Genomic DNA, 13114 nt, shown 5'->3' on the forward strand with positions numbered 1-13114 from the left:
GTCAGCGGGCCTCGGCTTCGGGCTGAAACACGGTCGTGGGCCGTTCCTCAGGCTGCGGATTCCATTCTCCGAGCGCCCGCATGAGCAGCGCGACAGGCGACGCCCGCGCGACCTCGACCTCCACCGTCAGGGTCATGCCGTGGCGGAGCCGGATGCGCGGATCGTCCGGCGGCGCGAACGCGAGCTCGACGCGCACCGTGCCGGGGATGGCCTCGGGCGTGGCGGTCTGGCCGGGCTCGGTTCCGACGGCCGTCACCCTGGCGGGGACCGTCCCGTAGAGGGTCATCGGGTAGCCGTCGAGCTTGAGGCGCGCCGTTTGGCCGGGCTCAATCAAGCCGACGTCCTCCTTCGGGAAACGGGCGCGCACCCGCACCTCGGCATCGCTCGCGACGATGGTACCGACCCGCTGCCCATCGGCGATGAACGCTCCCGCGCCGAGCTCCGCCACGTCGACCAGGTGGCCCGTGGCCGGCGCCCGATACTGCTTCCGCTCGATCTGGTACTCGAGGCGGTCGATGGTGCCCTGGAGCTCCCGAATCTGCCCCTCGGAGGCCAGCTTCTCGCGCTCGAGCCCGAGCAGCTGCGCGGCGAGGGTTTGACGGCGCACGTCCTGCTCGCGCCGCAGTCGGATGAGCGCCAGACCCTGCGCCGTCTGCGCGAAGTTGAGCGCGTCGACGTCGGTCGTGCGCTCGAGCTTCTCCATCTCCGAGACCGCGCCCGTCGGGCTCTTGAGGGCCAGCTCCGCGCGCTCCATCGCGAGCCGGTGCCTGGGCGCGAGCTCCTGCTCCCTCCCCAGCGCCTCCTTGACCGCGACCTCGTCCACCCGTGCCGTCAATTCCGCCTCTTCGTGCTTGTTGGTGATCTGCTGGCGGATGATGGCGAGCTCCTTCTCGGTCGCGGCGAGCGTCGCCTTGCTCCGCTCGAGCTCGAGGCGCTCGGCCCGTGTATCGAACTCGATGAGCAGGTCGCCTTCCTTGACCTCCTGGTCGAGCTTGAGCCGCGAGAGCACGACCCTGCCCGCGCTGGGCGGCTCGATGCGATGGACGGCATTGTGTGGCTCGATCCGGGCCTGTGAGCTGGCCTTGACGAGCGGGACCGTGGCGAACAGCGACCAGGCGATGAGCCCGCCGACGCACAATACCATCAGAGCCACAAACACGAGGCGTGTGTCTGACTCGTAGTTCATGGAACGCAGGGTTCGCTCGAATGGATATGCCATGGCCCACGAACAAACGTCGCCTTGATGGTCGCACCGTGTCAACACCTCGGCGGCTGCTTTTGCAATTCACCCTCGCAGGACCCGCATACAGACCCCTCGCTGCGACACGGGACTTCGTCCGCATCGCCGCAACGCGTCGCAATGCATCACATGGTGTCGCGATGTGTCACACATTGAGACGGCCATTTGTTTGCCCTGGCTTGACATCACTAACAGTGCGTGTAGCGTTAGGTTTTGAAAGGAGGCACGACATGAAGATCAAGCTCCACGTCCGCGGCGGCCCGAAGGCGCGTTAGTAGTGAGCCGTTTTGACGCCAGCTGTTGAGGCTGGTCGTCCCTCGTTTCCGATGAACAGAGGGGGGTTGATGGGATTTTCCATCAGCCCCTCCTCTCATTTCTGGCAACGCCTTGATCTTGCAAGTGCTCGTTCCTGGCGAGCATGGATAGGCGAATCAGCCAGCTTGAGCTGACCTGGCGCCTTCCTCCGGCCTGCTGAGGTAGCCACACCTCCCGGAGCGGTTCGGCAACCGCAACTGGAAGCCCGCCAAGCAAAATCACGCAATACATGCAAATCAAGCCAAGCAAGGCGATTGCTATGTTCCATGACATCTCCGTCATGACAGGCGCGTCGCGCCTGCCATTCCACGAATGTGTCGCGAGAGCAGGGCCACACGGCGGCTCACTCGAAGTGCCCTTGGCCATTCATTTGCACAGAGCCCTGGCGGCCGACTTCGCCGTCCTTCTCCTGGGGTTCCATGCGTCCTCGATGTCACGCCGGGCTGTTGCTGTTGCTGTGCCTGTTCACCGCTCCCGCCTGGGCTGAAGACACCCCAGAAGCCCAACCCCAGGGGCAACGAAAGCACCTCCTCGTCGGCCTGCGTCTGGGGTATGCCTTTCCCGTCGGAGACCTCATCCGCGACCAGAAGCTCTCCTCACGCTATGCGGGGATGCTCGCGCCCCAGCTCGACGTGGGCTACGCACTCACCCCTCACTGGTCGGTGGAGGGGGTCTTCCAGAATGGCATCGCGCGCATCGCGCCAGGGGCCTGCGACCCGAGCGTGCGGTGCAACGGATACCTGGTGCGGCTTGGAACGGGCGTGAACTATCACTTCCTGAGTCAGGGCCCCCTCCAGCCCTGGGCGGGCGCGGGCCTCGACCTCGAGATGTCCTGGTTGACCACGGGTCCTGACGGCGGCACGCAGCAGCGAAAGGCCTCGGGCTTCCTCTTCGCGCATGTCCAGGGAGGTATCGACGTGGAGGTCGCTTCGTTCCTCCGCGTCGGCCCGTACTTCACGGCAACCTTTGGGAAGTACTCTTCCCTCTTCGAGACCTTCGACCCGTTCGGTGGCAGTCAGACCGTGCCGAGCTCACGGCGAGCCGTTCACGGCTGGCTCGAACCGGGGCTGCGCATCCAGTTCCTGCATTGAGCCCGCGCGAGCGTCACGAGGCCCGCGAGGAAGGCACGTCCTTCGCGGCGCGGTCAAAGGCCTCGCGAGCGCGCTGAACCTCAGGGCAGTTGCGCTCCGCCCACAGCGCGAGGACCGTCACCGGCTCGAGCAAGGTCCGCCCCAGGTTCGTGAGGGCGTAGTCGACGCGCGGGGGATTCGTCGGGAGCACGGTGCGCAGGACCAGCCCATCGCGTTCGAGCCCGCGCAAGGTGAGCGTCAGCATGCGCTGGGAGATGCCATCGAGGGCGCGCTTCAAATCACTGAAGCGCAGGGTGCCCGCCCCCAGGTTGACGATGACGAGCACGCTCCACTTGTCACCGACTCGGGTCAGGACCTCGCGAGTGGCCGCGCAGTCCTCGGCGTAGCTCCGAGTCAACTTGCCGTTCCCTAGTGACTTCAATGTGCCTCCTTGTCCGTCGCCGCGCGGCGAGCAAGATAGTTCCAGTCACCCCGCGTCACCACGCGCCCTCTGCCCGCGAGGAAATCCGATGACTGAACTCACGCGAAACGAAACCTCCGGCGCGTCGAGCGCGCGCCCCATCCCAGCCGCGCCATCCCGAGGTCTCCACTTCGGACTGTGGATGGTCCAGGCGTTGTTGTCCCTCACCTTCGTCGGCACGGGACTGTGGAAGTTCCTCACGCCCATCCCCGCGCTCGCCGCGATGATTCCGTGGGCCGGACAGGTCTCCCCCGCCTTCTTGTATGTGACGGCCGCGTTCGACCTGCTCGGAGGATTGGGCCTGGTGCTGCCCGCGCTCACCCGCATCCAACCGGGCCTGACGTGGCTCGCGGCGCTGGGCTGCGCCGTCATGCAAGTGGGAGCGATTGCCTTTCACCTGTCGCGCGGGGAAGCGGCGAACACGCCCTTCAACGCCTTCCTCGTGGCGCTCGCGATCTTCGTGTTCTGGGGCCGCCGCGCGAAGGCGCCCATCGTGCCGCGCGCGTAACGCGTCCGAGCGGAGGGCCACCGAGGGCTCCCCCCACCCGCTCGCCCGAGGAGCCAGACGCCGCGTGTGAGCGCAAGGGCCGGCCGAACTCCGGCCTTGCGTTTCCCCGTCGCATCGCGAAGAAGCAGCGGCATGTCCGAGGAGCGCAAGCCACCGGGTCCCGTCCCCTCGCTGGTCGCGGGGACCCCCCCCTTCGAGACGGACTCCGCCCTGAGGGCGTGGCTCCAGGCCGAGGGCATCGAGCACGTCGCGCGCTACAGCCTGGGCCCCCTCACGCCTCGCGTGGATCCGGCGCTGATGCCACAGTTCCGCCCCGCCATCCTCCGACGACGCATGGTGGAGCTGGTGAGCGCCGAGTCGCTCGCTCGCTGGCACACCGAGGCACAGCCCTCGCCGAAGATGAAGGAGCTGCTGCCCCGGCTCGCCTGGCGATTCGTCGAAGAGGAGGCGGTGGCCGCACGGGATGCGCGCGCGGGCCTCGACGAGCGGCTGGCGCCCCCAGTCGAACCTCGCACGCACCGGGTCCACGCGCTGTTGAGCGCACTGCGCGCCCGCGTCCCCGCGTCGATTGCGCCGAGGCCCGCGGATCTGCTGCACGCGGAGGCGCTCGAGTTGGATCCGCTGCTGCCCGGCTTCCGCCTGCGCGAGAGCGGCATCTCGGAGCTGCCCGTGGGCTCCCAGGCGGGCTTCATCCTCCCGGAGATGCGGCTGACGTTCTCGCCCACGACCGCGAGCGTGGAGTGCACCTGCGGCGCCACGACCTGCGTGCATGGCCTGGCCATGGTGGACACCGCGCTGTCATGGCTGCGCCAGCCCTGGTCCGAGAACTTCGGCGAGACGCTGGCCGAGTTGGTGCGCCCTTCGTGGGAGCGCACGCTGCGGGCCCTGGAGCGCGCGGTCGAGGAGAACCCCGCGGGCGCTCCGGGCTCGGAGCTCACCTGGCGACTGGAGGTCATCGAGGGCTACGGCGTGGAGGTCGCCGCGTATGCCCACCGCCGCAACAAGAAGGGGCAGCTGAGCGCGGGCACGCGGCTGAGTCGGCGGCGGCTGTTGCAGGAGTACGGCGCGCAGCTCTCCCCCCTCGACGCGCGCCTCGCGGTGCTCCTTCCGGAGACGACCGCGCCGGCGTCACGCGCGCTCCTCTTCGAGTTGGTGGACCATCCGCGGCTCCACCTGGATGACTCCCCGGACCTCGTGCGCGTCGAGCGCGCCAAGGTGGGGCTGGTGGCCGAGGACCGAGGCGGGTCTGTCGTCGTCACGGCGGGCGTGGAGGGAGCGTCCCTGTCCTCCACCATGGTGGAGCGCGTGCGGCGCTCGCGCCCCGAGGAGGTCCTCTACCTCTGGGACGAAGCGGCGCGGCGCCTCACGGTGCTCGACGTGAGCGTGGATGCGAGGACGCTGCTGGGCGTGCTCGCGCGTCACGGCAACAGCTTTCCGCCCGAGAGCCACGGCGCGCTCCTCCAACACCTGTCGCAGCTGTCGGTCCGGCTTCCGGTGGCCCTGCCGCGCAGCGTGATGGGCCAGGAGGTCGTGCCGCTCGACCTGCCCGTGGTGCGGATGGAGGCGCAGCCGGGAGGACAGGTCCGAGTGGAGCTGCGCACGCGGCCCCTCCCCGAGAGCCCACCGCTCGTGCCCGGCGAGGGCTCGCGGGACGTGCATGTCCGCCGAGGCACCGAGCCCATGCACGCGGTGCGCGACTTCGTGAGAGAGCGCGCCCTGGCCGAGGCCCTGCGCGCGAAGCTGCCGCTCGACACGGCCGAGCCCCAGGACACGCCGTTCAGCTACCTCTTCACCAGTGCGCAGGGCGGCCTCGCCCTCCTCGCCGCCACGGTCGCGATGGAGCCGCGCCCGGAGCTGGAGTGGGTGGGTGCCCCCATGCGACTGCTCGCGGGGCGCGGCGCGGGGTCGCTGCACATCACGCTCGACAAGAAGCGCGACTGGTTCGGCGCGCTCGGAGACCTGTCGGTGGATGGCGAGCGCGTGGAGCTGGCCCGTCTGCTCGACGCGGCCCGACGCAAGCAGCGCTTCGTCCACGTGAGCGCCCAGACCTACGTGGAGATCGAAGACGCCCTGCGCGCGCACCTGGAGCGCCTGGCGGATCACACGCACAGCTCACGCCATGGTTTGGAGCTGGGCCCCTCCGCCGTGGAGACGCTCACCGCATTGGAGAACGCGGGCGCGAAGGTGGAAGCGGACGCGGCCTGGAAGTCCCTGGTGGAGCGCATCTTCGCGGCGAAGGAGCTGCGCCCGCGGCCCCCCACGACGCTCAAGACGACGCTGCGCGACTACCAGCTCGAGGGCTTCCGCTGGCTCATCCGCCTGGCCTCGTGGGGCGCGGGCGGCGTCCTCGCGGACGACATGGGCCTGGGCAAGACGGTGCAGGCGCTGGCCGTGCTGCTGGAGCGCTCGCGGCTGGGCCCCGCGCTCGTCATCGCGCCCACGTCGGTGGCGTTCAACTGGGTGGACGAGGCCCAGCGTTTCGCGCCCTCGCTGCGCATGAAGCTGTTCTCGGAGCAGGTGGACCGGGGCGGCACGCTGGAGCGCCTGGGCCCTCGGGACGTGCTGGTGCTCAGCTATGGCCTGCTCACGCGGGACATCGAGCGCCTGGCCGCCGTGCGCTTCTCCACCATCGTCTACGACGAGGCCCAGGGCCTGAAGAACGCGGTGACCCATCGCTTCCGCGCGGCCCGCGCGCTTCAAGGTGACTTCAAGTTCGCGCTCTCCGGCACGCCGCTGGAGAACCACCTGGGCGAGCTGTGGAGCCTCTACGCGGTGGTGTTCCCGGGCCTGCTCGGGAGCTGGGAGGCCTTCCGCACCCGCTTCGCGCTGCCCATCGAGAAGAACGTGGACCCCACCGCGGCCCCGGCGCTCGCGCGCGTGCTGCAACCCTTCCTCTTGCGGCGCACCAAGGCCCAGGTGGAGGCGCAGCTGCCGCCCCGCACCGAGGTGCGAGTCCCGGTGGTCCTCTCCTCCGCGGAGTGGCAGCTCTACGAGGACGCGCGGCTGGCCGCCCTGTCCGACCTGGAGTCCCGCCCCGAGACGATGCGCGACCAGGAGCGTCGCATCGAGATCCTCGCCGCGCTGACACGGCTGCGTCTGCTGGCGTCGCACCCGCGCCTGTATGACGCCAATTCCAAGCTGGAGTCGTCCAAGCTGGAGCGGCTCATGGAGCTTGTCGACGAGCTGCGCGCGGCGGGACAGCGCGCGCTCGTGTTCAGCCAGTTCACCTCGCACCTGGCCCTCGTGCGCGAGCACCTGGACGCGCAGGACATCGCCTACGAGTACCTGGATGGACAGACACCCGCCGGGGCCCGCTCCGAGCGCGTGCGTGCCTTCCAGGAAGGCGACGCCCCCCTCTTCCTCATCTCGTTGAAGGCAGGCGGCTTCGGGCTCAACCTCACGGCCGCCACCAGCGTCATCCACCTGGACCCGTGGTGGAACCCCGCCGTCGAGGACCAGGCATCGGATCGCGCCCACCGCATTGGCCAGGACCGCCCTGTCACCATCTACCGGCTCGTGGCGCGCGGAACCATTGAGGAGAAGATGTTGTCGTTGCATGAGCACAAACGAGCCCTCGTCGCGGGTGTGCTCGACGGCAAGGACCAGGCAGGAAGGCTCTCCGTGAAGGAGTTGCTCGGGCTGTTGTCTCAGCGGCTGACGACACATGACGACGAGGAGATTCCCGACTCGCGCCACTGAATCCCAAACATGGGACAGAAATACCTCCTTTCACGGGAAGACAGGCATGTTAGGCTGGAGCCGCAGCCCTCCCCATCCACGGTGAGACCGACCATGCGCTCTTCGAAGAAGTACGCCCTTGTCGCGGTTGCCTTCCTGTTCTCTGCCTCCACGGGTTTCGCGCTGGGAATGTATCCCCAAGGCGCCGAGAAGCTGCGCGGCGGCACCGTTTGCAGCGACAGCTCGCAGTGCAATCAGAACGCGGGCGAGTGCTGTGCCATCGCCGGTCCCAACGTGGGCGTCTGCGCGCCGCGGGACCTGGGCATCCCCTGCCTCGACGCGTAGTCGCGAAGCCAGACGCGCGCCCCTGACCCCGAAGGTCATGAGCACACCCCCACCGAGCAAGATTTCCAAGGCGTTCGCCATCCTCTGCGCGGTGGGGGTGCTCATCCTCGTCATGGTGACGGCGAGCATCTCCCTGATGTCGGGGACGAAGGTCCGGCGCCTCTTCGGGATGTCTCAGGAGGCGATGGCCGGGCGAGGCGTGATGCCCTCTACGGGCGAAGGCCGCGTCGTCCACGCCGACGCGTTCGCGGAGGACGCGGGGACACCGGCCCCCGTCCAGGCGGCGCCCCTTACGCCATGAAGCCGCTGCTCAGCCTCCTGCTGGGCACGGCGCTGGGCTTCGGGTTGTTGCTCGTGGCCTTCGGCCCGCTGGAGCGGGCGTTCCCCGCCCGGGCAGGTCAGCGGTTCGCGCGTCCCGCGTGGCGTGTGGACCTGGCCTACTTCCTGGGCCAATACCTGCTCTGGGGCCCCCTCACCGTCTGGGCCATCGACGCGAGCCGTGACTGGCTCATGCCCATGGCGCTGGCGGGACTCCGCGCCACGGTGGCGCGCCAGTCGCCGTGGCTTCAGGTCATCGCGGGAACCGTCCTCTGCGACCTGGGTGTCTATGTCTGGCATCGCCTCTGTCACCAGGTGCCCTGGCTCTGGCGGTTCCATGCCATCCACCACTCCGTGGAGCATCTGGATTGGCTGGCCGCGCACCGGGAACACCCGCTGGATGGGTTGACCACCCAGTTCGTCTGCAACCTGCCGCTGCTGGTATTGGGCATCCCCCTGGCGCCCCTGGCCATGGTGGTTGCCTTTCGTGGGATGTGGGCCGCCTTCATCCACTCCAATGTGCGCCTCCCCCTCGGCCCGCTGGGGTTTGTCTTCGGCTCCCCCGAGCTGCATCACTGGCACCACGCCCGCACCGAGCAGACCCGACATAATTTCGCCAACCTCGCGCCCTACCTGGACTGGCTCTTCGGAACGTATCATCGTCCCAAGAGCGAACAGACCTGGGCGCTCGGCCTCACCCGAAGCTTCCCCAAAGGCTATCTGGGGCAACTCCTGGCACCCTGGCGCGCGAATACACATCCATCTCGCACAGCCCAGCATCTGGCGGTGAAGCAAGCGGGTGCTTGCGATTTGAATGACACCACCACCACGCAATGATTCCCGTTGAGCAAAACAAGCTATTCGCGTAATGCAAGCCAGTCCTTGAATGCATCGTTTCACACTTGAACCGTTTCCCAAGGACTGGAGAAATCATCATGGCATCTCGCAACATCGTGCAGGGATTCCTGCGTCCGTCGCGTTGGGCCTGGGCCCTGCTGTCGGTCGCGGTTGGCTGTGGTCAGGAGCCCGCGGCGCCGGCGCCCCAGCCCGAGCGCCCCGCCGCTGAGCAGTCCGTGCAAGACATCCAGCAGAAGGCCTCGCAGCTCCAGGCGCCCCCGGGCTGCACCGAGGTCACCCTGGGCGAGCTGCACACCGGCGTGGACCTGACGCCGACGCAGTACTCCGCGCAGCCGACGTACCGGGGCAACTTCGCCAACTTCGCGGGTGCGGCGGATGACCTGGCTCGCATCCGGCTGGACGTCAACACGGCGCCGGGCCTGTATGACTTGTCCACGGGCGGCACGAACCTCTTCACGTGCGAGCAGTGCGTCTACGGCTACAAGGACGTGGGAACGACGGACCAGACGCTGTTCGTCGCCGAGTCGGGCTCCATGCTGCTGGCGCTCAAGGTCTCGCCGGACCAGACGGTGGGCGCGCTCGCGAACGTGACGCTGCGCCAGTCGGTGGACGCGGCGCCGGTCAACGCGCCTTACACGGGCAGCGCGGCGGTGGCCGGCGGCCAGTGCCTGTGGATCCGCTTCGCGACGTGGAACACCGTGCGCAACGGCGGGTGTGATCCGCGCCAGGGCTCGCTCACCTCGAACGTCCCGGGCCTGACGTGCGTCCCCACGGACGCGGCGGCCAACGACGGCACGCTGGAGAAGTCGCTGGGCAACAAGACGCAGGGCGCCGCGTGCACCAGCACCCCGGCCGCGTCCTCGCACGAGCTGGCCACCACGGACTGCGCCACGGGCTACGCCTGCTCGGACACGTACACCGCGGACCGCCAGTGCCTGGCCACGTGTGACTTCCTGGCGCCCAACCCCGGCTGCCCCACGGGCACGGTGTGCGGCGTCTACGGCCTGTGCATGCAGCAGTCGGTGATGGAGTCGCAGGGCTTCGACTTCGACCCCGCGCTTATCGGCCAGACCTGCACCAAGAGTTGGGCGGAGTACTGCGGCGTCGAGGGCGCCCGCGGCGTGTGCGTGGACCTGGACCGCGACGGCCACGGCACCTGCTACCGCGCGGCCCGGGCCCGCTCGGCCTGCGGCGCGGGCGAGGAGCTGGGCTACATCGGCTACCCGCTGGCCAACGGCGGCTATGACCGCTCCTACGGGTTCTGCTACCCCGACGGGAACTGAGTGAAACCGCGCCGGTCCGGGCCCCTTCGCCCGGGCCGGTGGCGGCCCCGGGAATGTCAGACCCCCCGCGTATTCTCCATGAATCGCAAACGAAACCTGGGAGGGCCGCACATGATGGTTGAAACCCGTGAGTCGCCGCGTGTCTCGGTCAACAAGCTGGGCCAGTTCCTCACCGGCACGCCGGCCTTGCGCAAGCGCATCATCTTCATGCAGAAGCACCCGCCGGAGCCGCAGTACCTGTACTACCCGGAGGCCACGCGGGCCATCACCGAGTACCTGTGCCACGGCCGCAGTGACGCCATCCTGCGCCACCACCAGCGACTCCTGGTCGACGCCGCCGCGCAGAACCCGGAGGACGCGCACCGGCTGGCGTTCAACGCCGACGCCATCGAGCGCTTCCGGGTGGCGGCGGACGAGCTGGCCCTGACCCACGCGGTGCCGAGCCCCGCGGACGCGTCCGCGCCGCCGCTGGAAGTGGCGGGCGTCTCCATCAACGTGCGTCCGGAGATGCTGCTGCGCTCCATGGACCGCCACGGAGAGATGCGCTCGGGCCTGCTCAAGCTCTACTTCTCCATGCACCGCCCCCTGGACGAGCGCGCCGGGCAATACATCACCACCGTGTTGCAGGAGTACGCCGAGCAGCGGCTGGAGCAGCAGGGCGTGGTGGATCACCGTCTGGTGCGTGTGTTCGATGTGTTCGCCGGCCGGGTGTTCGTAGCCCCCAGGGCGCGTCAGCGTCGCCTGAGCGACGTGCGGCTCGCGTGCGAGGAGATTGCCGCGCGTTGGGATGTGCACTGAGCCACGCGCGCGTCAGGTGATGATCCGCCGACGGGCGAGTCAGCCCGTCGGGCAGGCCAGTCGATGAAGACTTTCCGCTAGGGATAAAGGCGTTGCGAGAGACCGGAATGACTTTCCGGCGCAGTGCCTTTCCCCGAAAGGAAGTCGACATTGAGTCAGAGACTTCGTGGTGGCAGGTGGATGTTTGGGTCGGTCCTGAGCGCGGTCCTGCTGAGCGCGTGTGGCAGTCACCCAGAGGACGAGTCTCCCGTCCGGGCCGAGGATGCCGCCCAGGACGGGAAGCTCAGCGCGACGGTGTCCGTCCCCAAGGCCGCGCTCGCGGCGGGCGAAGAAGTCACGGTGCGCGTCACCCTGACCAATGACTCGTCACATCCCGTCAAGCTGCTCAAGTGGCGGGTGCCCGGCGCGGGGCTGATGGACGGAAGACTCGACATCACCCGGGATGGCGAGCCCGTGGCGTACACGGGCGCCCATTACAAGCGCGTGGCGCCCCGCCCGCAGGACTATGTCACCCTGGAGCCCGGGGAGAGTCTCAGCGGGCCGGTCGCCGTGTCGGGGGTGTATGACTTGTCGCGCTCGGGCACGTACCGCATCCGGTTCGAGCTGCCCGCGCGCGCCGAAGAGACGGTGGCGGAGCTGGACGCGCCCGAGGTGAGCCTGTTCATCGAGGGCAGGCCGGACCGGCGCGCGTCGCAGCCCTCGCCCCAGGTCACCAGCTCCAGCCTGGCGTTCTCGGGCGGCTGCACGCCCTCGCAGCAATCCACCATCGGCGCGGCGCTCAGCACCGCGATGAACTACGCCAGCGTCGCCGCCGGCTACCTGTCCGCGGGCCCCACCATCCCCGCGCTGCGCTACACGACCTGGTTTGGAATCTACCGGCCCAACGGCTGGAGCCTCGCGAAGAACCACTTCGCGCGCATCCAGACCACCCTGAGCACGGCGTCGCTGGTGGTGGATTGCAGCTGCGCGGACAGCGGCGTGTATGCCTATGTCTACAAGAACCAGCCCTACAACATCTACACGTGCGGGGCGTTCTGGAACGCGCCCACGCGGGGCTCGGACTCGAAGGCGGGCACGCTCATCCACGAGCTCAGCCACTTCACGGTGGTGGCGGACACGGATGACTTTGCCTATGGGCACACCGGCGCGACGACGCTCGCGCTGACCCGGCCCTCGCAGGCCTTGGACAACGCGGACAACCACGAGTACTTCGCGGAGAACACGCCCCCCATTCCCTGACGCGGACGTCCCTCAGGGCCTCGCGCCGTGCGAGATGACGAGCACGGTGTCGGGCTGGGGATGCGCGCGCGCCCAGTTCTGGAGGGCCGCGAAGCCATCCGGAGCCGGGCGCGCCGTGTCCAGCGGCACCTCGTCCCGGTGGGGATGAAACAAATCCCGAGCCCCCAGGTTCTGGGTGGCCCAGGTGCGCCACCCCGGCAGCGACCCGCCGGGCGAGGGCTGCAGCGCCACCACCGAGAAGCCCGCCGGAGAGAACACGCGGTGCAGGCCCACCACGGTGGCGCCCGTGCCAAAGCCACACACGAGCGTGCGCACGGCGGGGAAGGCATCGCGCACGCGCGCGAGCAAGCCTCCCGCCCAGGCTTCGACGCACCCGATGAGCGCGCCATTGGCGAGCTGCCGAGGCCAGAGCCAGCCCTCGCGCTCCAATGCCAGACAGCGCTCCCACTGCTCCGCCAATCCACCTCCGGTGCGCACCTCGCCGCGAAATCCGTGAGCGCGCAGGTAGGTCTCGCCCGAGGCGTCGGTCAGCGCCACGGTGGGCACGCCTCGCTCGCGGCCCAACGCGTCCAGGGCCAGCGCCGTGGAAGCGCCCGACATCTCCACCAGCCCGCGCGCATCCCCGGGCATGTCCGCCAGGAAGCGCGAGAACGTCAGGTACTTGAGGCTGCCCGAAGGCAGCGCTCCGCCCCAGAGCACCACCGGTCCGCCCTCCTCCGGGCGTGACAAGGGAAGCGACATCCGCATGGCCCGTCCTCCGCAAGAGCCCGCCAGAGGCTCGCGCTCCCTGCACGTTCGCCGTGACGCCCGGGTGCACTCCACTGAGTCAGGGGGGCCCCGCCGAGACTTCGTGTACCGGAGGACGATTCACGGCGAGCAGGAAGGCGGGCGCGGGCGCGGCCCCATCGAGCACCGGCCGTGGCCCATCGCGCCGTGAGGCCCATCGCGGCGGTAGCGCGCTCACGCGACCGTGAGATAGTG

Annotated in this window: 12 protein-coding genes; 9 read left to right on the forward strand and 3 right to left on the reverse strand. The window is 68.9% G+C overall.

What is annotated here, in order from left to right:
• Position 1: 1 nt before the first annotated feature.
• On the reverse strand, positions 2–1219 hold the full coding sequence (locus JGU66_33335) for a biotin/lipoyl-binding protein (protein MBJ6765664.1): 1218 nt from the start codon (positions 1217–1219) through the stop codon (positions 2–4).
• Between the two features lie 755 nt (positions 1220–1974).
• On the opposite strand from JGU66_33335, the gene JGU66_33340 reads away from it, so the two are divergent.
• Positions 1975–2646, forward strand: coding sequence for a hypothetical protein (locus tag JGU66_33340; GenBank protein MBJ6765665.1), 672 nt, complete (start codon positions 1975–1977; stop codon positions 2644–2646).
• Positions 2647–2659: 13 nt separating this feature from the next.
• Here JGU66_33340 and JGU66_33345 read toward each other — a convergent pair whose 3' ends face one another.
• Positions 2660–3067: a helix-turn-helix transcriptional regulator gene (locus JGU66_33345; GenBank protein ID MBJ6765666.1), complete on the reverse strand. Its 408-nt coding sequence runs from the start codon at positions 3065–3067 to the stop codon at positions 2660–2662.
• Between the two features lie 88 nt (positions 3068–3155).
• Here JGU66_33345 and JGU66_33350 point away from each other — a divergent pair, with 88 nt between their 5' ends.
• From JGU66_33350 to JGU66_33385, 8 genes are all read left to right on the forward strand, one after another.
• Positions 3156–3614: a DoxX family protein gene (locus JGU66_33350; protein ID MBJ6765667.1), complete on the forward strand. Its 459-nt coding sequence runs from the start codon at positions 3156–3158 to the stop codon at positions 3612–3614.
• Positions 3615–3746: 132 nt separating this feature from the next.
• Entirely contained in the window at positions 3747–7313 is a 3567-nt protein-coding gene (locus JGU66_33355) for a DEAD/DEAH box helicase (protein ID MBJ6765668.1), read from the forward strand.
• A gap of 93 nt (positions 7314–7406) precedes the next feature.
• The gene (locus JGU66_33360; protein MBJ6765669.1) at positions 7407–7637 is read left to right on the forward strand and encodes a hypothetical protein; all 231 of its coding nucleotides are present in this window, start codon (positions 7407–7409) and stop codon (positions 7635–7637) included.
• A gap of 37 nt (positions 7638–7674) precedes the next feature.
• Entirely contained in the window at positions 7675–7938 is a 264-nt protein-coding gene (locus JGU66_33365) for a hypothetical protein (GenBank protein MBJ6765670.1), read from the forward strand.
• Positions 7935–8792 carry a sterol desaturase family protein gene (locus tag JGU66_33370; GenBank protein MBJ6765671.1) on the forward strand — a complete coding sequence of 286 codons (858 nt, stop codon included), beginning with the start codon at positions 7935–7937 and terminating at the stop codon, positions 8790–8792. The genes JGU66_33365 and JGU66_33370 overlap by 4 nt, the downstream gene beginning before the upstream one ends.
• A gap of 98 nt (positions 8793–8890) precedes the next feature.
• Positions 8891–10096 carry a hypothetical protein gene (locus JGU66_33375; GenBank protein MBJ6765672.1) on the forward strand — a complete coding sequence of 402 codons (1206 nt, stop codon included), beginning with the start codon at positions 8891–8893 and terminating at the stop codon, positions 10094–10096.
• Between the two features lie 114 nt (positions 10097–10210).
• Positions 10211–10894: a hypothetical protein gene (locus JGU66_33380; GenBank protein ID MBJ6765673.1), complete on the forward strand. Its 684-nt coding sequence runs from the start codon at positions 10211–10213 to the stop codon at positions 10892–10894.
• Between the two features lie 150 nt (positions 10895–11044).
• Positions 11045–12133, forward strand: a complete 1089-nt coding sequence (locus tag JGU66_33385) for a peptidase M35 (protein ID MBJ6765674.1) — start codon at positions 11045–11047, stop codon at positions 12131–12133.
• Positions 12134–12145: 12 nt separating this feature from the next.
• Here JGU66_33385 and JGU66_33390 read toward each other — a convergent pair whose 3' ends face one another.
• A complete protein-coding gene (locus tag JGU66_33390; protein ID MBJ6765675.1) occupies positions 12146–12880 on the reverse strand; it encodes a hypothetical protein in 735 nt (244 codons plus the stop codon).
• Between the last annotated feature and the right edge of the window lie 234 nt (positions 12881–13114).

The sequence above is a fragment of the Myxococcaceae bacterium JPH2 genome, from assembly GCA_016458225.1.
Taxonomy (GTDB): Bacteria; Myxococcota; Myxococcia; order Myxococcales; family Myxococcaceae; genus Citreicoccus.